The organism is Guptibacillus algicola (genome assembly GCF_020171805.1).
Taxonomy (GTDB): Bacteria; Bacillota; Bacilli; order Bacillales; family Guptibacillaceae; genus Guptibacillus; species Guptibacillus algicola.
Genome location: NZ_JAIVAF010000003.1, coordinates 642,911 through 665,738, shown reverse-complemented (window position 1 = coordinate 665,738; position 22,828 = coordinate 642,911). Strand labels below are relative to the sequence as shown.

Here is a 22,828-nt window from a genome sequence, read left to right as displayed (position 1 = left end):
TTATCCTATCATATCTCTCTTATTATTCTTACATTTTCGCTCGACAATACTTGCATGTTATCGCAGATGCAATAGTATTTTTTTGTCATTCTCTAATGCTGTTTCCATAAGAGCATTCATGATTGGCTGATGAACTTTTTCATACCGGTCTCCTCTGTCTCTAATAACGCGTAATCGTATGAGCTGCTCAAGATAACCCTGGAGAGCGAGGGCAACACCCTTTTCGTATGTGTTCATCCGTACTTTGATTATGCCTAGAGAGATAAGTTCATAAAAAGAAGTCGTTAATTGAGGAAACGTAAACGTCATGTGGGGTTGAAGCTTAGGGAGAAACACTAATACGATCCAAGCTTGCCATAAATAAGGTGGGGTCTCGATCCAGTAATTTGAGGTTGTTGGTATACCAACTTCAGAGGGAAACAGTCTGATTGCTTTGCCCTTATCATATAGAATCTTTCTCATATAATTAAACGCATAGCTTTTTTCACCATGGGGGTTCGTTCGCCATATTTTCTTTTGATTAAGCCAAATCGAATCGCGTTGAGGAAAAGATAACTCTATTGGAAGGGTTTTAAAAATTGCGGCTAGTGAAGTTTTATCTGGAGAGATAACGGTGGTCGTACAAATGATTTTAGTAGGAGTTAAACTATACTGAGGGATGACGAGGTAAAAGAGTTTTTTAAGGGGGCAATAATAAAATAGTAATGGGGTTTGGTTTACGATTTTACTCGCTGCCCACTCCATTGAACTGATCGAATGAATAAAACGGTATTTGCTTCTCAAACGGCTTTTACCAAGGATCCACCATACGTCTATTCCACTTTCGAAATAACTGTCTGTACGGTGTTGTAAGAGGCTTTCTTCAATCGGGGAACATTGATATTCAATCGCGAGGTTTCTTGCTTTTAGAAAGAGGTCTGGGCGCTTTCTTGGCTTTAGTAAATAGGTTTCGACTTCAACATCGTGATGGTCTTTTCTCAACCAATGGTAAAGCTGTTCTTTTCCTGAGAGGTGATCACTCGATTCTGTTTCCCAGGAGTCAACACATGGTGTGTTTGCATGATGAGCGAAGTGCCATATTTTCTTCTGACCAAGCTTCATAACGACTGAGTTATTGCAGCTTGGACAATAGAAGTCTGTAGATTTTCTGAGATTTTTAAGTGTTACTAAATTCTCTAGATGATCAGCGAAATTAAAAACAGTTCCATTTCTTGAAACAGCTTTCAGCATCTTACCACCTCAATTTCATTTAGATGAACTAAATATTCTTCTCTGTCGCACCATTATCCTTTAAACGAAACCAAATAAAAAAGCCGATTTCCTATTGAAATCGGCAATGGTTTATAAGAGTGGGAAGTGTACACGGAGCTGCTCAAGAGCCTGTTCAGAGAGAATCTCCTTACCGTATTCCTGCATTCTGTGAACCGTAAGATCTGATTCATAACCGTACTCTAACAACTGGCTCAAACGGTTATCTTGATCATCTTCGCTCAATGCTTCGTCAAAAACAACGTGAAGGTAATATCTGTCTTCAAAGTTATACAGACCGTTTTCAACTCCATCTGCATCAAATCCGTGAGCTAAAGAGATAACGTCCTCGAAATCTTTAAATCCAATAGTAAAGGTAAGTTCTTCCTCTTCAATTTGCTCTGCTTCCTCTGTCTCATGGCTATTCTGAATCGTAAATTTGTCATCAAGAATCTTATCAATATTCTCATCGATTGGAAGATCCAATTGTTTATCTTCAGAAATTGGTAATTCAAGTTTGGAGCCGTCATTGGACATTTGCGCACGAGTAACAATGATTTCCAGACCTTTTTCAAGGGCCTGTACTTGTATCCAGAGCGGACCTTCCAGCGAAAATTGTTCTCGCTGGTGCGCTTCATCCATCATTTCCCAGAACAACTCTTCTCCTCTTTCTCGATCGTACCAAATCTCTTCTCGATCAAATCCTCTATTTTCAATGTCCCTATACGTGATAAAGAATTTTAATGTATTAGCGTTGACTCGTTCTATTTCCATCCGTTTTCTCTCCCTCCTGTTTGTTTAACCGGAAGGCTATTCCCTCTGGGATACTCCTTATTGTCTCATTCCCTTAAGCGATTAAACCAAACCGCTTTTCTCTTGTAATACCATTCTATGATAAAACATCTAAGAATGGAAATAAAAAAACGTTTGTTTTTCACTCATATTAAAGCATATACACGATATAAATATTTATGTGTATAGCTTGCCCCTGTATGCTCCTGTCATGATTGTAAAATTTATCTAAATCCGGGAGTTGGCGCCTTTGTTAGAAACGGAAATGATCACATCGATTTTGTTCATTATTGGAATCGATATTGTACTTGGAGGTGATAATGCTGTCGTAATTGCACTAGCTTGTCGAAATTTACCTGAATCCCACCGAGGTAAAGCGATCATAATCGGTACTGCACTCGCTGTAGGATTAAGGATAGCACTAACCGTTGTTGCCGTCTATTTATTAACACTACCTTATTTATTGATCATAGGTAGCATATTTTTACTACTCATTTCCTTAAAACTTGTGAAGGAAGAAGATACTCCTGAAACGATCGACTCTAAGTTTTCCTTTTGGGGAGCAATTAGAACGATCGTAGTTGCAGACCTTATCATGGGTCTTGATAACGTCCTCGCTATCGCTGGAGCTGCAAACGGAAAACTGTATCTCGTCGTGTTCGGATTACTCATTTCTATCCCCATCATCGTTTGGGGAAGTAGAATGATCCTTCATGCGTTAAACCGATTCCCTATACTTATTTATGTAGGTGCTGGAATTCTTGCCTTAACAGCGGGAAAAATGCTTACAAACGCTCCTGAGCTTAAAACGTTTTACTACACATATCCCTCCTTGGAGCTTCCAACACATTGGCTCTTCCTACTAATAATTATTGTCGGAGGTTGGTATTATAAAAGGAAAGCTCACAAAACACATGGTGCTAAATAAAAAAACTTCTACAGGGTGGTAACCCTGTAGAAGTTTTTATTAATTTACAAGACGCTGAGTTGCTTCCTGAAGCTGGAATGTACGAACCTTTCGTGGAAGGAAACGACGAATCTCATCTTCATTGTACCCAACTTGTAGGCGCTTCTCATCGATGATAATCGGACGACGAAGCAATCCAGGATATTCACTAATTAACTCGAATAACTCTTGAAGAGAAACAGTATCTAAGTTCAAGCCCAATTCCTGGAATGTTTTTGAGCGAGTTGATATAATTTCATCTGTTCCGTCCTCAGTCATACGAAGAATTTCTTTGACCTCTTCAATAGTGAGTGGTTCAGCAAAAATGTTACGTTCCGTAAATGGAATATCGTGCTCCTGTAGCCATGCTTTTGCTTTTCGACAAGATGTACAGCTTGGAGATGTATAGAGTGTTACCATAAGGATTGGCTCCTTTCTATAAATAAACATTATTCTTTATTTAGAAACATTATCTTCTCACAATTTATATTATACTACAGTGCGTATAAAATAACTAGGGTGATGACAAAAGTTATAATTAATTTATACAATCCTTGTACAATGATTCCTTGCTCTACCTTTTACTTCCCCCCTTATGACCTTTCTAAACATAAATTGTTTCAAAATGTTTTATTTTAATTCAGCAGTAAACTATTCCACATGATAGTATTCGTAAAAGAGACACTACTTTTGAGGTGAACATTAATGAAGAAAGCGATTTATCTAGCAGGCTTGCTCGTCTTGACGACAGCCTGTAGCACGCCAGAAATTACAAGTAATGAAACAAGCGATCAACCCATCCCTGTAGAAGTTGCCGATGTAAAGAAAATCGAGCTCTCAGATGAGCTCGAACTAACAGGACAAGCTATTCCTGGTACTATGATTCCGCTCATCGCTCCTTCACCCCTTGAAATCGTAGAAATGAATGTAAAAGTAGGAAGTACAGTTGAAAAGGGAGATTTAATCGCAACGTTAGACGATACGGCTGCAAGGCGAAATGTCGCGAACTTATCGAACGCAGTCGATGAGTTAGAGAAAGCCGTCACACAGGCAAAACAGCTGTCCAGTGAAGCTGAGAAAAACGCCAAGGAATTAAAAGCAATGCAAGAGGAGTTAAATTCATCTTTACAACGTTCACAAACGCTTCTCGAGCAAATTGATACAGAAGAAGTAACCGCTTCAGATGTACTGAAAGAAAGTCTTGAAGTAGCAATTAAACAAGCTGAGCTTTCACAGGCCGCAGCCTCTCTTCCATCTATGTCTCAAGGAAACGTAACACAGCTTGAATCGCAGTTAGCTGAAACGAGAGCAAGTTTGACTCAAGCAAGAGATGTTTTGAATGCAACAACGATTGAAGCACCTATCAACGGAGTTATCTCTCAAGTAAATGCAGAAGAAAATTCTACAGCTGTCCCTAACTCTCCGATCGCAGTTGTCGTAAATATGGATCCTGTAGTCGCATCTTTTCAAGTAAACAGCTTTCAAATCAGCAAACTTTCAAAAGGACAGAAAGTAACGATCTCATTCGATGGAATCGATGGAACTTACTCTGGTGAACTCAGTGAAATTCCACCAACAGCAAATGAACAAACGGGTTCATTTGTCATCGATATCGAACTCGAAAATAAGGATAATAAGATTAAGGGTGGAATGAAAGCGACTGCATACATCAAAACCGATGTGATTAGTGATGCAATCGTCGTACCGAAAGAAGCGATTGTATATGGGGATGACGAAACGTATGTCTTTGTATCCCAAGGGAAGAAAGTTAAAAAAGTTCCAGTAAAAGTAGGAGCAGAATCCGATGAAACGATCCAAATAACAGATGGCTTAACGACCGAAGATGATGTGATTACGAATGGTAAAGATCGTCTATCTGAATCATCTGAAATACAGGTACAGAATTGAGTTGAAATCACATGAATATTGCTAAACTTTCTGTTTTCCGCCCTATCGCAATGGGGATGGTCATTGTTTTCATTCTCATTATCGGGACGGTTTCACTTCGAAATATGCCTGTTGACCTATTCCCTGATTTAACATTTCCCGTTGCTGCCGTAACGGTTACATATGAAGGTGCAGGTCCTGAAGAAGTTGAAAACTTACTTGCTTCTCCTTTAGAAAACGTAATGGGTACGCTACCTAACGTCGAAAGTATCTCTTCCATCTCACGGAATGGAGGAGCTTTGATACTGATCTCCTTCGAATGGGGGACAGACATGGACTTTGCCACCCTCAACATGAGGGAACAAATTGATGCTGTAAGAGATTCTCTCCCATCAGATGTGCCGATGCCGAAAGTGTTACGTTTCAACCCAAGTGACATTCCAATCATGCAGCTAGGCGTTTCAGGTTCTGAGGAAGAATTGACGGAAATCAAGCAAACCATTGAAGATCAGATCAAACCCGCTCTCGACTCTGTTCCAGGCGTTGCAGCTGTGACGATCGAGGGTCAACTTGAAAAAGAAATCCGATTAACCGCAGATCCTGATCGACTTAGTCAATATGGGGTAACATTAACAAATCTTCAACAGCTTATCGGTTCTGAAAACCTTAATATCCCGAGTGGTTCAATCGAAACAGAAAATAAGAATCTTCCCCTCCGCGTCACGGGAGAATTTGAGTCTGTTGATGATTTGAAAAATCTTTCGGTTCCAACAGAGAGTGGTCCAATAAAATTGGATCAACTTGTAACAATTGAGGAAATGATGAAGCCATCTGCACAAGAAAGTTATTTGAACGGTGAACCGGCAATCGGCTTCTCCATTCAAAAACAGTCTGGTTCGAACACCGTGAATGTTGTTAGTCAAATCAATGAGAAGTTGGAGGAAATACAACCTTCTCTTCCTTCAGACATGGAGATCAAAACTGTCTTCGACCAGGCAAAGTTTATTAACCAATCGATTCGCGCCGTTGTTTGGAATATTATCATCGGTAGTATTCTTGCAGCTGCTGTTCTCTATCTCTTCTTAAGAAATATCAGAAGTACATTGATTATCGGCCTATCGATACCGATCTCGATTGTTGGTGCCTTCATCTTGATGTATTTCTCAGGTCAAACAATCAACCTCCTCACTCTTGGTGGTTTAGCCCTCGGGGTTGGAATGATGGTGGATAACTCGATCGTCATACTCGAAAATATTTATCGTTTAAGACAAGAAGGAAAATCCCTGAAGGATGCTGCAGTTGAAGGAACAAAAGAGGTAGGCAGTGCAATCATCGCATCCACTATGACGACTGTTGTTGTGTTCCTACCGATCGTCTTCGTAACTGGATTAGCAGCACAGTTATTTAAGCCACTTGCCTTGGCAATTACGTTCTCTCTACTTGCATCTTTATTTACAGCATTAATAATCGTACCGTTACTTTCGTCTCTATTAATGAACCGGAATGCATCCAAATCCACATTCCAATTACGTTTCGAGAGATTGAACGGCTGGTATAAGCGTCTATTGGATAAAGCACTTCGACATCCTAAAAAAACGTTTGGTCTTACGATCGGTTTATTGGTCGTTTCAGCTGCAGGAACACCTTTCATCGGCACAGAATTCCTCCCTGCACAGGACCAAAGCTTCGTGAACATATCTGCTCAGTTACCAGCTGGAAGTTCACTAGATGCAACGACTGATGTGACAGAAGAAATCGACCAAGTATTAGAGGACATTCCAGAAGTTAAACTATCGTACCTTACTGCTGGAGGAACGGATAATTTCAGTGTCGGTGCAGGTAGCCAAACCAATCGCGCCACCTATAGTGTATTACTCGTTCCAATCGATGAACGAAGTAAATCTGACCTCGAAGTAGCTGAAGATATTCGAACAAAACTTAAGGGCATCCCGAATGCCGAAATCATGGTGTCTGCAAGTGATTCAGGTTTCAACGCAGATCCAATCGCCCTCAATATTATTGGACCTGATCTCGATGTTCTAAAAGAGCTATCAGATGATGTCCTCGAGAGTATTTCAGAAGTTGAAGGTGTCAGAGAACCTACGTCTAGTATCGAATCGAATAACCCCGAGGTACAGATTTGGATCGACAGAGAAAAAGCAGCAAGCTATGGCGTTGGAAGTACACAGATTTCAACTGCAATTTCGAACGCCACAAACGGGCTTGTCGCAAGTAATCTTGCGAGGGACGGAAAACAGCTCGATATCAGACTTACTGTGGAAGAGAAGTACACAGACTCTCTCGACTCTTTATCGACTTTATTAATTGAAACACAGACTGGGCAAAAAATTCCTCTTTCTGCAGTCGCTGACATTAAGAGGGGACTTGGACCGTCAGAAATTACTCGAACCGATCGATTACGTCAGGTTGAAATTACGGCAAGCTTATTGAATCGAGATCTTGGCACAGTAACAGAAGAGATACGTGAAAAGCTCGTTAAGGATGTGCCACTTCCAAGTAATGCATATAAAATAACCTTCGGTGGACAAGACGAGCAGATGAACGATGCGTTCTTCAAGCTCTCTGGAGCACTTGGGCTCGCAATCTTACTCGTATATATGGTGATGGCAGGTCAGTTTGAATCCTTCCTATATCCATTTATCATCATGTTCTCCGTTCCGTTAACAGCTATCGGAATTATAGTAGGGTTACTCGTAACGTTCCAACCACTTGGAGTAGGTTCACTTGTAGGAATGCTCATATTGACCGGGATCGTTGTTAACAACGCAATCGTGCTCGTCGATTACATTAACCAGCTTCGTGCTACAGGCATGGATACACGCTCTGCTATCTTAGAAGCAGGACCGATACGATTACGACCAATCCTGATGACGGCTCTTACAACCATATTAGGCCTTGTTCCACTCTCTCTTGGATTTGGTGAAGGTACCGAAATCCAGCAGCCGATGGCAATCGTGATTGTATTTGGATTGACCGTGGCAACATTCATTACGCTAATCTTTATCCCTGTCGTTTATTATCTAATCGATATGAGGAAGCAAAAACGTCTTGATAAGAAACGTGAGAAAGTGGAAGAAGCATAAATAAAAAAGGAAAGCCAATTGGCTTTCCTTTTGTTATGCAGACGTTTTTGTATTTGAGGCAGGCGACTTTGCAGGACGTGGATTCCATTTCTTTATACGTTTCTTCAACATATCTTTCAGCATCTCACGTTTCTTTTTCTTCTTCTTATCCCGGTTTTTCATAGAAGCATCCTCCTCATTGAAAAACAGTCTTCTTATTCCTCTACAAGTTCTTTGTTGACTTTAAGACTTAATACTTCATCAACTGGCATGTACGATTCACCGTATAATTGCTTGTCCTTATAAGTATGGATTTCTTGATACGTATGCTTCATTGCTTCGAAAATTTCTTGTTCACCAGCTTCTTCAGGTGACCAGTACAAAATTTCCATTTCGTTGATTTCGTTCGTTGCAAGTGAGCGTCTCCGGTAACCGATTGACTTCGCGTGCTTGAAGCCTTCTCTCAAATAAAAGCGTTGTCTTTTTTCTGTGTCTGTATCTTCATAATCGACAGGTTCAACTTCCAAGATAATCGGTTTGTTTTTTTCTTTTAGACCATTGATCAGCTTTTTACCAAGCCCCTGACCTCTGGCATCTCCGGAAACAAAGATATAATCCACAAAGATGAAATCTGGCAGGTTGGCATACATTAATACATGATTTGGCCCCTCATCCTTGATGTAAATGTCACTCTTTTCCTCAAGTAACAAGTCCATATGTTCCTTTGATTTCATTTCTTCAATAGGAAAATATTGCTTCAATTTCTCATACCAGTTCATTGATCTACTCCTTTTAGTAAATTAATCACTATTAGTATAACATATTTATACAGTACATAAGATACATGATAGGGCTTGCAAGCAATAATATTCCCTCTTTTCAAAAAACTAAACATTCGCTAAACTAAGTAAAAACCATGTCTGGAGGTATTTGAATGCCCCTTTTACTTGAGTTTATGCTCTTCGCTTCATTCATTATTGGTTTAACAGCGTTTATGGCAGTGATCATGCATGGATTTGGAACTAGCCTTTCGAAACAAAGCAAGTCTTTCAAACAACACCTCACTGAAAGTAAGCAAAACTGGAAAGGCATCAAACGTGAGCATTAAAAAAGAAGACCGTCGTTGACTAGCGGTCTTCAGATTGTAGAGAAACTTAATTAAAGTGCTCCCTAAGCCGTAGGAGTTTGAATACCACAAGACTCCTGTGGTATTCACTCCTACTAGGTTGCAATTAATCAAAGCAAACTTTCCGACTTTAAGTAGTCATCTGCTTTATTTCTCTAGAACTAATTATTTACTTTTGTCTTGCTCTTGTTTTAACACCACATATAAATGTTGATTGGAGCGGAAGGATGCTCGACTCCTGCGGGACGTGCGGGACAGGTGAGACCCCACAGGAGCGTTTTGGAAGCGACGAGGAGACTCACCGCCCGCCCCGCGGAAAGCGAGCATCCTGGAGCGGAAATCATTACCATACCCGTGACGATGGGCCTTAATACTCCTAACAATCTGAAAAGACCGCCATTGACTGGCGGTCTTCTTTTTATGGAGTGTAGTCTACATTGTTCGTATACTTGTTTCCTGCATTCCATAGTAAATATTCATTGATGTTATTCTTCTTAAGCGCCTTAATTTGCGCTTCTACTTCAGCTTTGCCATAGTTTAAGTAATTCCCACTACCAAGATAGCTTGCAGTGAAGTCTTGGATCCAAGGTCTGCTTGTAGGTGGTGTATCTAACGCAGCAAGCACCTTGTTTTCAACTTTAGCATATTCATCAATAATCTTATATGGCTCAAGGTCTGGCTTTGAGATTCCGAAATATGGTCCCCAATGACTTGGATAGATCATAGATGAAATAACGTCAACGTTTTCAGAGATTTTTGAGAAGTTCTGACCGATTCCTGGAGCTTCTGGAATCGTTGCAGAATAACCAAAGATATCAACAGAAACATCCACACCGTATGGTTCTAGTTTCGAGTTCGCATAAGCTACGAAATCTGTTACTGCAGCTACTCGTTTCTGTACATTTTCCATCTCAAGATCTTTGTAGTCTCCCATTGTGTACGTAAGTGACGTATCTCGTTTTTCAAAGCCTTCTGGGAATCGCACATAATCAAACTGAATTTCTTTAAAGCCCATCTTTGCTGCTTCAATTGCAATTTCGACATTGTAATCCCAAACTTCTTTACTGAACGGATTTACGAAGGCTTCTCCTCTTCCGTTCTTCCAAATGGAGTTACCATCTTTATAAGAGAGCTCTGGTCGTGCTTCTGCTAAAACAGTATCCTTAAAAACTACTACTCTAGCAATCGGATAAATTTCATTCTTCTCTAGCTCCTCTAAAACCTTCCGTGGTTCTTTAATATAAGGTTTACCTATATCGTATTCTGCTAGTGAAGAATCTTCTGATGGTTCATATGTAAGATTACCGAAATCATCTTTAATATCGATGACCATTGAATTCAATTCAGTAGAATTTACAAAATCGATAAGCTTATCAAATTTTGCTCCACCTGCTGAATGCCCTGTAAGGTAAATCCCTCGTACTGCGTCAGGATATTCAAAATCTAAACCAGAATCGTACACAAATCGAGGAAGCTTATCAGGCAGCTTCAATTCTTTCCCTTCAACTTTAACTCCATCATGATCTTTAGCTTCTAGTGATGATTCTTCTGCAAAAGCAGGTTGCGCCACTACAGAAAAAAGCAAAACAGTTGCCACCAGGTTTCTCAACCCAACTTTGAAAATACGCACAGCTTCTCTCTCCTTTATTAATATGCCTACTCTATTATAAGACGTTTATTAGCACTTTGAAAGAACTTCCAGTAAATTTCACCATGACTTTTTATGTCTTTTTAGTGAACGTTCATAGTTGATTTCATTTTGAGGACATGGTATGATTTCTAGAAAAACATTTAGGACAGCGAGGAGGCAGTTAACCATGAGAAACGTTTCACTAACAAATATCTTTCAATTACCATTTGCTAGAAAGTATTTGAAAAGAGCTGGACTTGCTCATGCAGTTACAGTTGCTCAAAAAGCATACGACCTTGCATGCCAGGAGGGAGTCAATACCGACCTAGCTACAAAAGCAGCTCTTCTTCACGATATCGGCCATTATACATGGTACAGGGATGGGGAATGGGATTTTGATCTTTATAAACAAAATGACATCCATGCGATCAAGGGTGCTGAACGAGCGCACAAAATGCTCATCCGATTAGGAGAGAATCCTGAAGCTGCGAAAGAAATTGCAGTTGCCATTCTATTTCATACCGATTCCTATTTTCAGGGAACAGTAGAGAGAACATCTCTACAGGAAGTTGTGGCGATGGCTGATGAGGCCGATGAAGAACCAAACGGTAATCATCATTACAAAGTCATTTCAGAAGCAGAAGCAGAAGAAATGCTTGCTGAATTAGATGCTCTGATCGAAACACAACACTCGAAATCCCATCTACAGCAGAGCGTCTAACATCACGAACGATGGAGTTGGAAAGGAATCTTCACAATGCTCTCTTCTTCTCTCCTTTCCCTTACCTCCCCTCCCCATTTTTCAATAAATTCTTCTTGTTTTCCTCCACTAGGTACCTTCATAATTAAACTTGTCTTCCCTTGTTTTTTTGACGTTTTTACAACGAAATCATATAGCCCCCATTTCTTAGCTTCATCTCCTGTAAAATAAAATTCAATCAATTCAGCATGATTGGTCATCATTTCAATCCAGATGTAGCCGATTGTAGTATCGTTTGTTTCTAGCAAATAAATAATCGATTCCTTTGTCGGTTCACTTGTACTAAGACTAGGATTCATATCTCTTAACGTTTCTAGTGATTGCTTATCGAATTCAGGGTTATACGAATAAAAAATCATACTCTTCCCCCTTTTAATTATTATATATATAAGGAGTCTGTAACCATGATCGTAAAAATAGTATTACTTGTTTCTACACTACTTTTAATAACGACGATTTTATTAGATTATTCTACTTCTATGAACTTATCCCTTTTTATTAAAGCTATCCTTTTCATAACGATCGCGATCTATCTTGTATACATAGCTCTTAAGTTCAAAGAAAAAAATGAAAAATAAAGAAGAGGCTGCATTTCAATTGAAATGCAGCCTCTTTTCATACTTTTTATACAGTTACGCTATTCTTAAGCTTGTTGTATTCTTCTTCCGTACAAGCTACCCAATGGCCTTCTGAAACCTCGCGAAGCACTCTTTCTTCACCATTCTCAGGCTTATGCTTCTCTGGGTCATAGACCATACGTTTTCTTGAACGCTCATACTCAGGATCCGGAAGAGGAATCGCTGAAAGCAAGGATTGCGTATACGAATGAAGAGGATTACGATAAAGCTCTTCACTCTCAGCAAGCTCTACGATTTGTCCGCGGTACATAACACCGATACGATCACTGATGTATTTAACCATAGAAAGATCATGCGCGATAAATAGATATGTTAATCCTTTTTCACGCTGAAGTTTCTTCATTAGGTTAACTACCTGTGCTTGAATCGATACGTCAAGAGCTGAAATAGGCTCATCGGCAATGATGAATTCAGGGTCTACAGCAAGCGCACGAGCAATTCCGATACGCTGACGTTGTCCACCACTAAATTCGTGAGGATAACGGTTTGCGTGCTCTTTGTTAAGACCAACAGTTTCTAAAAGCTCATGGACTTTATCCATTCTAGCTTTCTTAGAATCTGCAAGACCATGAATATCGATGCCTTCAGCGATGATATCTGCAACAGTCATTCTAGGGTTTAGTGACGCATACGGATCTTGGAAAATCATCTGCATTTTACGATTGAATTTCTTCAAATCTTTTGCTGATTTCTTATCGTGAACGTCTTCACCCTTAAAAACAACTTCTCCATCTGTAGCATCATATAAACGAATGATCGTACGACCTGTGGTTGACTTACCACAGCCAGATTCTCCTACAAGACCAAATGTTTCACCTTGATAAATATCAAATGTTAATCCATCAACAGCTTTTACGGTACCTTTACCGACTTTAAAATGCTGTTTAAGGTTCTTGATTTCGAGTAGCTTCTCTTGTTTAGACATTTCTTTCACCATCTTTCGTGGCAATGATCGGCTCATCTGGAGCCATGCCGCGCAAGCGTTTCTTAATAGCTTCTGGCGGTTCTACTTTCGGTGCTTTTTCGTGCAACAACCATGTCGCAGCATAATGAGTCTCGGTAACTTTGAATAGAGGTGGCTCCATCTCAGTATCGATCTTCATCGCATATGGATTACGTGGAGCGAATGCATCGCCCTTCGGTGGATCCAATAAATCTGGAGGTGAACCAGGGATTGCAATCAAGTCTTCTTCTGATGCTTCAAGACTAGGCATTGAACCTAGAAGACCCCATGTATATGGATGTTGAGGGTTGTAGAAGATTTCATCTACTGTTCCTGTCTCAACGATTTTACCTGCATACATAACTGCAACGCGGTCAGCGATATTTGCTACAACGCCCAGATCATGCGTGATGAAGATAATTGAAGTACCCATCTTTTCTTGAAGGTCTTTCAATAGCTCAAGAATCTGTGCTTGGATCGTAACGTCTAGCGCTGTTGTTGGCTCATCCGCAATAAGAACTCTCGGATTACAAGCAAGTGCAATCGCGATTACCACACGCTGACGCATACCACCAGAGAATTGGTGAGGGTATTGCGTTACTCTACCTTCAGCATCAGGAATTCCTACTAGTTTCAGAAGTTCGATCGCACGTTCTTTTGCTTCTGCCTTGTTCATGTTTTGGTGTTTGATCAACCCTTCCATGATCTGTTTCCCTACTGTCATCGTTGGGTTGAGAGATGTCATCGGATCTTGGAAGATCATCGAAATTTCAGATCCGCGAATCTTTTGCATTTCCTTCTCAGGAAGCTTAGAAAGATCACGGTCTCCAAATTTGATTTCACCTTGCTTAATACGGCCTGGAGGATCAGGTATCAAACGCATGACTGCTTTTGATGTTACAGACTTACCAGAACCTGACTCTCCTACTATTGCTAATGTTTCACCTTTATTCAAATGGAAGTTTACTCCGCGAACTGCTTTGACTTCTCCGGCAAACGTATCAAAGGAGACATGCAGATCGTTTACGTCTAAAATTCTTTCCATCATAATCCCCCCTATTTACGTAGCTTTGGATCAAATGCATCTCGTAGCCCATCACCAACAAGGTTGAAGGCAATCATGATCAAGGAAATAATGATCGATGGCCATAATACAAGATGCGGATAGATCTGTAGGCTTGAGAAGCCGTTGTTAATGATTGAACCTAGTGAAGCTTCTGGAGGTCTAATTCCTAGACCGATAAAGCTTAAGAATGCTTCGAAGAAAATCGCACCTGGAATTGTAAACATCGTTGTAATGATAATTTGACCAAGTACGTTCGGAATCAAGTGCTTTCCGATTACTCGTCCGCTTGTTGCACCTAGCGTACGTGAAGCTAGTACGAACTCTTGTGTTTTCAGCTTCAATACTTGTCCCCGTACAATACGCGACATTCCGACCCAACCAGTTAAGGATAGTGCCACGATTATCGAGAATATCCCTGGTTCGAAAATCAATATTGCAAGGATGATTAAGATTAAGTTTGGAATACCTACAAGAACCTCGATGATACGTTGAAGTACGTTGTCCACTCGTCCACCGTAGTATGCTGAAATACCACCGTATGCAACACCGATAACAAAATCAATAAATGCTGCTGCGGCCGCAATAAATAATGAAATACGAGTACCTTGCCAAACACGAGTCCACTGGTCACGGCCAAACTCATCTGTACCGAACCAGAAGTATTCATTTTCGTAGCCTTTCGCTTCATACTGGTCTACGCCACGAATATCTACCCCGTTAACTCCTAAGAATCCAATGTTTTCAAGAACTGGTACCTTTGCTGGTAGCTTTGCTCTTGTTAGTTCTTGTGTACGATAATCGTGCTCATTCATCATTGGTCCAAAAATCGCTAAAAAGGTTACCAAGAAGATAATAACTAGTCCAATAATAGCACCAGGATTTTTCTTTAATCGTCTCCAAGCATCTTTCCAGAAACCAGTACTTTCACCGGCTATGACTTCGCTTTCCGACTCATCGATGTTAGCGGGGTGAAACATATCATCTGTAAGGTCGTGTAGTTTTTCTTGTTTCATACTCATTACTCTTTCCCTCCCGCTAAACGAATTCGAGGGTCAACAATTCCGTATAAGATGTCAACCAATAAGATAACTAGAATAAATAAGAAACTAAAGAATAGTGTCGTACCCATAATGATCGGGAAATCGTTTGTCAAAATGGAATTAACAAATTTTTCACCAAGACCAGGGATTACGAAGATTCTCTCAATAACTAGAGTACCTGTCATTAGACCTACAACCAGTGGTCCCATAATGGTAATGATAGGTATAGAAGCATTACGGATTGTATGTCTAATAACAACCGCTGTACTGCTCAAGCCTTTTGCTTTTGCTGTTACGATATAATCTTGTCCGAGAACTTCTAACATCTCTGTTCTCATGAAACGAGCGATCGTCGCAACAACAATTGAAGCAATTGCAATTGTTGGCATGATCGTATAGGCGAATCCATCCCAGTATGCTACTGGAAGCAGCTGCCATTTAACTCCTAGCCAATACTGCATTAGGCCAGCGATAACAAAACTTGGTATTGAAATACCTAGTACTGCAATGACCATTGTTCCATAGTCCCAAAATGAGTTGTGTCTTAATGCTGCAATAATACCTAAAAACAGTCCAAGTATTGTACCTACCAATAGTGACTGGAACCCTAAGTACGCTGATGGTCCAATACGTTCAGAGATAATAGTAGATACTTGACGGCCATCCTGCTGGAAGGATACACCAAGATCTCCTGTTAATAAGTTTGTCATGTAATTAAAGTACTGAACTGCAACAGGATCATTAAGACCATATTTTTCGTTCAGTTGTACAATTTGTGCGTCACTTAGCTTTTCCTGGTTATTAAAAGGTGTACCAGGGAGAAGCTTCATTAGGAAAAACGTTAGTGAAGCAATAATAAGGAAGGTAATTACCATTGATACTACCCTTCCACCGATATAACGTCCCACTACAATCAACCTCCTCGAGAAATACCTGCCTCTTTAAGTATAAGTCGAAAAACAACGAATAACCAGAAGTTATTTTTATCTTTTCTGATAATTAAACCTTTTTTCGACATATTTTTCATTTACAGGTAAAAAGAGAGTATATGTCAGGATGACATATACTCTCCTGAAAAGCTTAAATTATTTACCTTCGATCTTAATCCACTTGTAAGATGCATCAGCACCGAATGGGTGTACATAGTAGTTCTGAACATAATCCTTTTGAAGGATCGCTAGACCACGTTGGTAAGTAGGAACAATCGCGATGTCCTCTTCCATTAGTACTTTTTCAGCTTCTTGCATCATTTCCCAACGCTTAGCAGGGTCAGTTTCATTCTTTGCATTTGAAACTAGCTCGTCATACTTTTCGCTTGAGTAAGCCATGCGGTTGTATGCACCATCAGTTTCAAACATGTAAAGGAATGTCATTGGATCTGGGTAGTCAGGACCCCAACCACCAGTTGAGATATCAAAATCTCCGCTATCTTCAAGCTCAAGGAACTGCTTCCAAGGCTGCTTGTTGATTGTTAGAGTAAGTCCGTCTAGCTTAGACTCGTACTGTTCTTTTGCATACTCTGCAATTTTAGAAGCAAGTTCAGAGTCAGTTGTTAGGAATTCAAGTTCTACAGAATCTTTACCAATCTCTTCAAGTCCTGTTTTCCAAGCTTCTTTTGCTTCTTCTTCGCCCATGTCAGCATGGAAGCCTTCTGGAGCGAACTTACGGAAGTCATCACCATTTGGACCTGATACGAAATCAGATGGTACAAAGTACTTCGCTGCGATAGAACCGTTGTTTAGAAGAACGTTTACAAGTCCGTCACGGTCATATGCAAGGAATAGTGCTTTACGTACGTTTTTGTTAGCAAGAGCTTCGTTCTCCTGGTTCATACGAAGGAAGAACATTGTAGGCTCAAGGATTGTATTGAAATCTTCTCTATCTTTGAACTGGTCAACGAAGTCTGAGCTAAGACCAGCACGGTCGATCTTTCCAGTTTCATAAAGGTTTACTGCAGTAGCAACGTCTTGTACTACTTTTACTGAGATGTTTTCAAGACTTACAACATCAGCATCCCAATATTCAGTGTTTTTCTTGTAGTTCCAGCCTTCACCGTGGTTCCACTCAGAGAATACGAATGGTCCGTTGTAAAGCATAGTGTCTGCTTCAAGAGCGTACTTGTCAGCTTGCTCTTCAGCAAATGCTTTTGGTTGTGGATAGAACGTTGCGAAAGTTAAAAGGGACTTGAAATAAGGAGTCTCTTTTTCAATTGTGATTTCTAGAGTTTTTTCGTCAACTGCTTTTGCACCTAGTTCTTCAACCTTACCGTAAAGAGGATCTCCTTCAGTAACGATTGCGTTACCGTTCTTGATTCCTGCAGTTCCAAACATGGAAGCGTAAGGAGAAAGTGTATCAGGGTGTAGTGCTTTGTGCCAAGCGTAGATGAAGTCTTCTGCAGTTACTTGAGAACCGTCAGACCATTTAGCATCTTCGCGAAGAGTAAACGTGTAAACAGTTTCACCGTCTTTTTCTTCTACTTGTGGCTCTTCAGCCGCAACACCTAGAGTTGGTTCGTTGTTTTTGTCAAGGCGATAAAGACCTTCAAAAACTTGGTTCATTGCTTTGAATGAAGTTGTGTCAGTCGCTTGTGTAGTGTCCATTGAAGGAATCTCTGCACTGTCAGTTAGGTTCAGCTCTTGTTTCGCTGATTCAGAACCGCCATCGTCTCCCCCACTATTTCCATTACCACCATTTGAGCCGCCACCGCCGCAAGCGGATAGGAACATGCTCAGTACAAGCACAAGAGATAGAACAAGAGTCCATCTTGATTTCTTCATGCTGTGTGACCTCCCTTAAATTATGTAGCTATAAAAGCCATATTCTGCGAAACGAAATTCATCAAATTATCTAAAAATTTGACTCGTTCCTTCCCACAACTCGTATTATACAAGTTTTCTAACTATTTTGCATATGCATTTTTAACGAGAATTTACAAAAACCGCGTCAGCATTACGTTTGCATAACAAAAGATAGTTCAAAAGACCTAGTATGTAATGTGGGTTTTTGGGTAGATATTTTTACTTTTGCAACGATATGCATGAAAATCTAACTAGTCCTATGTATCTAAAAGTATGTAGTGCTTTAAAGTGCATGGAATATGCATCTAACATAATTTTCAAAATAATTACTTTTGTATAGATGAACATAAGTTATTGTTCTTATCCTTTACAAATTTTATACTTATTAATGACAAACTAATACGGGGGTTCACATGAAATCATTATTAATTCGTTCCGGAGTACTAATCGTTCTTTCTTTCGTAGCTGCGATCATCACCTCTATCCTTTCAGATAAGGGATACTCACTCCAAGGTGCTTCTGACATCTTATTCATGATTGCACTTGCAATGCTCTTGATCGGTGCAGCTCTTCACGTTGTCCAAACTGGATTCTTTGATGGTATCGTTTATTCTTTTAAGAGATTTATCAAGTCTTCGACAAAACATCAAATGATCGAAGAAGATAAATCTGAGCTATCTTATAAGCTAGAATACAATAATCCTGTAACGTATCCTATCCTAATTGCTGGCGGATTTTGGACGATCATTACGATTCTCATCGCAGTAGCGATTACAAACAGTTGATTTGTTGCATCAAAGGGTATTCGTAAGATATACTTACGGTACTAATAGGATACGGAAATTCGCTATGACAAAGAGTAGTACATTCAGCTGTGCTTTTTAGAGAGCCTGTGGGTGGTGAAAACAGGTATCACACTGTTTGGAATGGACTTTCGAGCACCTTTGCTGAACAGATTAGTAGGTAAAGGCGTGAGCATTCACGTTATCACTAGGTTTATTCGATAAACCAATAAGTGATCCATTTAATGGATAAGCAGGGTGGCACCACGGTCCATTCGTCCCTAGCAATACGGGATGAATGGACTTTTTTGTATTCTATTGATAAAGAACTTTTGGAGGGTGAAAACAATGAGCGTTATTTTTTCAGGTATACAGCCTAGCGGAACATTAACAATTGGGAACTACCTCGGTGCAATGAAACATTTTACAGAGTTACAAGAGGACAATGAGTGTTACTTTTGCGTTGTAAACCAGCATGCTATTACAGTTCCACAGGAAAAGAAAGCATTAAAAACAAACACGAAGAGCCTGGCAGCACTCTATCTAGCATCTGGAATCGATCCAGAGAAGTCTACTCTATTCATTCAATCTGAAGTACCTGCACACGCACAGCTAGGCTGGATGTTACAGTGTGTCTCTTATATAGGAGAACTTGAGAGAATGACCCAATTTAAAGATAAATCGTCTGGTAAAGATGCTGTTAGCGCTGGACTACTAACGTATCCTCCACTAATGGCTGCAGATATCCTTCTTTATGGAACGGAGATCGTACCGGTGGGAGATGATCAAAAGCAGCATATTGAGCTTACAAGAAACCTTGCAGAGCGTTTCAACCGTAAATTCAACGATATCTTCGCAATGCCAGAGCCACGCATTCCGAAAGTTGGAGCGCGCATCATGTCTCTTCAAGATCCAACGAGAAAAATGAGTAAATCTGATGAAAACAAGAACGCATATATCTCGATGTTAGATGAGCCAAATACGATTATTAAAAAAATCAAGCGTGCTGTAACAGATTCTGATGGTGTTGTCCGATTTGATAAAGAAAACAAACCGGCAATATCAAACCTTCTTACGATCTACTCTCTTTGCTCTGGCAAATCAGTCGAAGAAATCGAAGGCATGTATGAAGGCAAAGGATACGGAGACTTCAAGGCAGAACTTGGCGAAGTCGTCGCTGAAACACTACGACCAATCCAAGAACGCTACAACGACTTGATCAACTCAGAAGAACTAGATAACATCCTAGACCTCGGAGCTGAAAAAGCCAATCGAAAAGCGAATAAAATGCTTGCAAAAGCTGAAAGAGCGATGGGACTGGAAAGAAAGCGGAAGTAGGCGGTTAGGCCCGACAAGCGCTGGAAGAAGTTTAGATGAACACGTTCTTTGTGTTCAACTAAACTTCTGAAGCGACTCGAGGGGCTGCCTACTGGAGCTAGACTTGAAAGGCGGAAGTGAGCGTCTAGAAACGGCGATATTGGAACTCTTGAAATAGAACACGCTTTTTGTGTTCTGTTGAAAGAGTGAAATATTGTAGTTTCTGCGATTCGCAGCTAGACACGAAAAGCGGAGGTGGCCGGTTAGGCCCGACAAGCGCTTGAGGCTTTTCGCGGATATAATCCTAATTTCGCGGATAAGTTAACTAATATCGCGGATATATCTAGATTTTAGCGGATAACTTTGTGGTTTTCGCGGATATCCATCCCCACTCTCTCAAAAGCCCTTCCCACATCTCGGGAAGGGCTCTTTTATTGTCCAAAATCTACTTTTATTAGCTAAATTCAAGATTTATTGTCCAAAACAACTACTTTATTATCCAAAATCCAGTTTTAATGTCTATTTGAACTCATTGTAATCGCCAAAGTGTAAAGACTAGCAATTCCTACCCAAAACCAGCACCAAAAAAGACCGCCATTCAGGCGGTCTTCTTCTATCACCTTAATTCACATGTGTTCCTTTTTCTAGTTCCCATATCTTCTCAAAGTATGGTTGACCCTTGATGATGCGTTCGCAGATCTGTTCGTGTTTTGGTGACCAGCCTGCTTTTACTTCACGGTAGAGCCCTTCCCATGCCTCGTCCATTTCCATGTTTTGAATCGTCATGTATTTCTTAGGCTGACATTCTGTTAGCCAATATCTTATTTCCGCTGAATTACCACTTGAGTATAGCTGGTCGAGCGCCATGAATAATAGCTGCTTGAGCTGCCGCTCTTTCCTTGTTAAGCCTCTCATCACATCCGGACCAGGTGAAAGGATGTGATGCTCTTTTACAGGGGTTTCTGCTGTAAATGGATATACCATTGCTTCTGCGTCTGCCACCATTTCATAAACAGCTTTTTCCTGCCTAGGAATAACTCTACTCTTACGAATTGGGATTTTATATCCAAGCGTATCGATGATGATTACGCCTCTGCCGTCAGTTGCAAGGAAACAATACTCTAATGGAGATCGCTCGTTATTTTTACGAATGTAGCTCTTCTGAAACACGTCGCTCAATAAACTTTCAGGAAGCTCTGCTAGGTCGTTCTCGATGTAGTGATATAGAAGTGACTCTACTTTTATGACTGGGACTTGATCTAACAATTCAATAAAGTCGTCTTTTCTCCATTCGTGAAAATCACAAACGTTATATCCGTTCTCTTCACCTTCAAACCAATTCACCCACACATCTCGCAAATATAACATTCGGTTACCCCTCACTTCGCTACTGTTTGTAAAAACAGTATAGTCAGGAGCAAGTAAAAATATTCCATGATCAGCATATTCTTCAGAAAAGAGTTTTATGACAAAGAAATACCCCCGGTTTCCCGGAGGTATCTTGGTTATTTTACAAATTTCTTAAAGATCAGTGTAGCATTATGTCCACCGAAACCTAGTGAGTTATTTAAGATGGCTTGTACATCTGATTTACGAGCTTTGTTTGGCACATAATCAAGATCACAGTCAGGGTCAGGTGTTTCATAGTTGATTGTAGGAGGTAAGATTCCTTCTTCAATCGCTTTTGCACAAAAAATACTTTCTACTGCACCGGCAGCACCTAACAAGTGCCCCGTCATGGACTTAGTTGAGCTAACTGCTAGCTTATAAGCATGGTCGCCAAATACTGATTTAATTGCAGCTGTTTCATACTTATCGTTGTATTCTGTACTAGTTCCGTGAGCGTTGATATAATCGATGTCTTCAGGAGCAAGTCCTGCGTCATCGATCGCTTGCTTCATTGACCTCGCACCGCCTTCACCTTCTGGAGCTGGCTGTGTTACGTGGTAAGCATCACCTGTTGAACCATAGCCTACGATTTCACCGTAGATTTTCGCACCACGTGCTTCAGCAGATTCCAGGCTTTCAATAACGAGAATACCAGCACCTTCACCGATGACGAAGCCATTACGATCTGCATCGAACGGTCTACTTGCACTTGCTGGGTCTGGATTCGTAGACAATGCTTTCATTGAGCTAAATCCTGCGACACTCATGTTCGTGATCGGTGCTTCTGAACCACCCGTGATCATAACGTCCGCATCACCACGTTGGATCACTTTGAATGCATCACCGATCGAATTCGTTCCTGATGCACATGCTGTAACCGTACATGAGTTGATGCCTTTCGCACCAAGCATGATCGATACTTGTCCAGATGCCATATCAGGAATCATCATCGGTACGAAGAATGGGCTGACGCGGCGAGCACCTTTATCTAAGAACGTACGGAATTGAGACTCATACGTCTCCATTCCACCGATTCCTGAGCCGATCCAAACGCCGACGCGTTCAGCATTTTCATCTGTAATTTTAAAATTAGCATCTTCTACTGCCATTTGAGAAGCTGCAACAGCAAACTGTGTAAAACGGTCCATCTTTCTTGCTTCTTTTCTGTCCATGTACTGTTCAGGGTCGAATTCAAGCGCCTCTGCTGAAACTTTCGCAGGAAATTCATTAACGTCCAAACGTTGTAGAGGGTTTACTCCAGATACACCGTTCAAAACGTTCGTCCATGTTTCTGAAACAGAGTTTCCTAGAGGTGAAATCGTTCCTAAGCCAGTAATTACAACTCTTTTATTCATTTCAAACAACTCTCCTTTATTGAAAACT

At 40.5% G+C, this 22,828-nt stretch carries 22 protein-coding genes and 1 other annotated feature; of the genes, 8 read left to right on the top strand and 14 right to left on the bottom strand.

Annotation, left to right across the window (positions count from 1 at the left end):
- Positions 1-57 precede the first annotated feature (57 nt).
- Together LCM09_RS11010 and mecA are read right to left on the bottom strand one after the other, a co-directional pair.
- Positions 58-1,230, bottom strand: coding sequence for a competence protein CoiA (locus LCM09_RS11010; protein ID WP_224881540.1), 1,173 nt, complete (start codon positions 1,228-1,230; stop codon positions 58-60).
- A 111-nt stretch (positions 1,231-1,341) separates the two neighbouring features.
- Complete coding sequence (mecA, locus tag LCM09_RS11005; RefSeq protein WP_224881538.1) at positions 1,342-2,022, bottom strand: adaptor protein MecA; 681 nt, start codon at positions 2,020-2,022, stop codon at positions 1,342-1,344.
- Positions 2,023-2,305: 283 nt separating this feature from the next.
- On the opposite strand from mecA, the gene LCM09_RS11000 reads away from it, so the two are divergent.
- A complete protein-coding gene (locus LCM09_RS11000) occupies positions 2,306-2,968 on the top strand; it encodes a TerC family protein (RefSeq protein WP_224882955.1) in 663 nt (220 codons plus the stop codon).
- 39 nt (positions 2,969-3,007) lie between these two features.
- Here the strand turns inward: LCM09_RS11000 and spxA are convergent, their stop codons facing one another.
- Positions 3,008-3,406 carry a transcriptional regulator SpxA gene (spxA, locus tag LCM09_RS10995; RefSeq protein ID WP_224881537.1) on the bottom strand — a complete coding sequence of 133 codons (399 nt, stop codon included), beginning with the start codon at positions 3,404-3,406 and terminating at the stop codon, positions 3,008-3,010.
- A gap of 285 nt (positions 3,407-3,691) precedes the next feature.
- Here spxA and LCM09_RS10990 point away from each other — a divergent pair, with 285 nt between their 5' ends.
- Together LCM09_RS10990 and LCM09_RS10985 are read left to right on the top strand one after the other, a co-directional pair.
- Positions 3,692-4,894, top strand: a complete 1,203-nt coding sequence (locus tag LCM09_RS10990) for an efflux RND transporter periplasmic adaptor subunit (protein ID WP_224881534.1) — start codon at positions 3,692-3,694, stop codon at positions 4,892-4,894.
- Between the two features lie 11 nt (positions 4,895-4,905).
- Complete coding sequence (locus tag LCM09_RS10985; RefSeq protein ID WP_224881532.1) at positions 4,906-7,977, top strand: efflux RND transporter permease subunit; 3,072 nt, start codon at positions 4,906-4,908, stop codon at positions 7,975-7,977.
- 33 nt (positions 7,978-8,010) lie between these two features.
- Here LCM09_RS10985 and LCM09_RS20790 read toward each other — a convergent pair whose 3' ends face one another.
- Both LCM09_RS20790 and LCM09_RS10980 read right to left on the bottom strand, forming a co-directional pair.
- Positions 8,011-8,139, bottom strand: coding sequence for a hypothetical protein (locus LCM09_RS20790; RefSeq protein ID WP_263622911.1), 129 nt, complete (start codon positions 8,137-8,139; stop codon positions 8,011-8,013).
- A 32-nt stretch (positions 8,140-8,171) separates the two neighbouring features.
- Complete coding sequence (locus LCM09_RS10980) at positions 8,172-8,735, bottom strand: GNAT family N-acetyltransferase (RefSeq protein WP_224881530.1); 564 nt, start codon at positions 8,733-8,735, stop codon at positions 8,172-8,174.
- Between the two features lie 155 nt (positions 8,736-8,890).
- Here LCM09_RS10980 and LCM09_RS10975 point away from each other — a divergent pair, with 155 nt between their 5' ends.
- Positions 8,891-9,064, top strand: a complete 174-nt coding sequence (locus LCM09_RS10975; protein WP_224881529.1) for a hypothetical protein — start codon at positions 8,891-8,893, stop codon at positions 9,062-9,064.
- Positions 9,065-9,500: 436 nt separating this feature from the next.
- On the opposite strand, the gene LCM09_RS10970 is transcribed toward LCM09_RS10975, so the two are convergent.
- Entirely contained in the window at positions 9,501-10,706 is a 1,206-nt protein-coding gene (locus LCM09_RS10970; protein WP_224882954.1) for a putative glycoside hydrolase, read from the bottom strand.
- A gap of 193 nt (positions 10,707-10,899) precedes the next feature.
- Between LCM09_RS10970 and LCM09_RS10965 the strand changes: the two genes are divergently transcribed.
- Entirely contained in the window at positions 10,900-11,433 is a 534-nt protein-coding gene (locus tag LCM09_RS10965; protein ID WP_224881527.1) for an HD domain-containing protein, read from the top strand.
- A gap of 2 nt (positions 11,434-11,435) precedes the next feature.
- Here the strand turns inward: LCM09_RS10965 and LCM09_RS10960 are convergent, their stop codons facing one another.
- The gene (locus LCM09_RS10960; RefSeq protein ID WP_224881525.1) at positions 11,436-11,831 is read right to left on the bottom strand and encodes a hypothetical protein; all 396 of its coding nucleotides are present in this window, start codon (positions 11,829-11,831) and stop codon (positions 11,436-11,438) included.
- Positions 11,832-11,876: 45 nt separating this feature from the next.
- Between LCM09_RS10960 and LCM09_RS10955 the strand changes: the two genes are divergently transcribed.
- The gene (locus LCM09_RS10955) at positions 11,877-12,050 is read left to right on the top strand and encodes a hypothetical protein (protein WP_224881524.1); all 174 of its coding nucleotides are present in this window, start codon (positions 11,877-11,879) and stop codon (positions 12,048-12,050) included.
- 46 nt (positions 12,051-12,096) lie between these two features.
- On the opposite strand, the gene LCM09_RS10950 is transcribed toward LCM09_RS10955, so the two are convergent.
- The 5 genes from LCM09_RS10950 to LCM09_RS10930 all read right to left on the bottom strand — a co-directional run bounded on the left by LCM09_RS10950 (position 12,097) and on the right by LCM09_RS10930 (position 17,936).
- Positions 12,097-13,035 (bottom strand): ABC transporter ATP-binding protein, encoded by a 939-nt coding sequence (locus LCM09_RS10950; RefSeq protein ID WP_224882952.1) that lies wholly within the window; start codon positions 13,033-13,035, stop codon positions 12,097-12,099.
- On the bottom strand, positions 13,028-14,098 hold the full coding sequence (locus tag LCM09_RS10945; protein WP_224882945.1) for an ABC transporter ATP-binding protein: 1,071 nt from the start codon (positions 14,096-14,098) through the stop codon (positions 13,028-13,030). The genes LCM09_RS10950 and LCM09_RS10945 overlap by 8 nt, the downstream gene beginning before the upstream one ends.
- Positions 14,099-14,109: 11 nt before the next feature.
- Entirely contained in the window at positions 14,110-15,132 is a 1,023-nt protein-coding gene (gene opp3C / locus LCM09_RS10940; protein WP_224882943.1) for an oligopeptide ABC transporter permease, read from the bottom strand.
- Between the two features lie 5 nt (positions 15,133-15,137).
- Positions 15,138-16,067, bottom strand: a complete 930-nt coding sequence (gene opp3b / locus LCM09_RS10935; protein ID WP_318246508.1) for an oligopeptide ABC transporter permease — start codon at positions 16,065-16,067, stop codon at positions 15,138-15,140.
- Between the two features lie 177 nt (positions 16,068-16,244).
- A complete protein-coding gene (locus LCM09_RS10930) occupies positions 16,245-17,936 on the bottom strand; it encodes a peptide ABC transporter substrate-binding protein (protein ID WP_224881520.1) in 1,692 nt (563 codons plus the stop codon).
- A gap of 434 nt (positions 17,937-18,370) precedes the next feature.
- On the opposite strand from LCM09_RS10930, the gene LCM09_RS10925 reads away from it, so the two are divergent.
- Together LCM09_RS10925 and trpS are read left to right on the top strand one after the other, a co-directional pair.
- Positions 18,371-18,742, top strand: a complete 372-nt coding sequence (locus LCM09_RS10925; protein ID WP_224881517.1) for a DUF3899 domain-containing protein — start codon at positions 18,371-18,373, stop codon at positions 18,740-18,742.
- 55 nt (positions 18,743-18,797) lie between these two features.
- Positions 18,798-19,025 (top strand) — a binding site (T-box leader).
- Positions 19,026-19,087: 62 nt separating this feature from the next.
- Positions 19,088-20,077: a tryptophan--tRNA ligase gene (gene trpS / locus LCM09_RS10920; RefSeq protein WP_224881515.1), complete on the top strand. Its 990-nt coding sequence runs from the start codon at positions 19,088-19,090 to the stop codon at positions 20,075-20,077.
- A gap of 600 nt (positions 20,078-20,677) precedes the next feature.
- On the opposite strand, the gene LCM09_RS10915 is transcribed toward trpS, so the two are convergent.
- Positions 20,678-21,424, bottom strand: a complete 747-nt coding sequence (locus tag LCM09_RS10915) for a YjbA family protein (protein ID WP_224881513.1) — start codon at positions 21,422-21,424, stop codon at positions 20,678-20,680.
- A 137-nt stretch (positions 21,425-21,561) separates the two neighbouring features.
- Positions 21,562-22,800: a beta-ketoacyl-ACP synthase II gene (gene fabF / locus LCM09_RS10910; protein WP_224881511.1), complete on the bottom strand. Its 1,239-nt coding sequence runs from the start codon at positions 22,798-22,800 to the stop codon at positions 21,562-21,564.
- Positions 22,801-22,828: the final 28 nt, after the last annotated feature.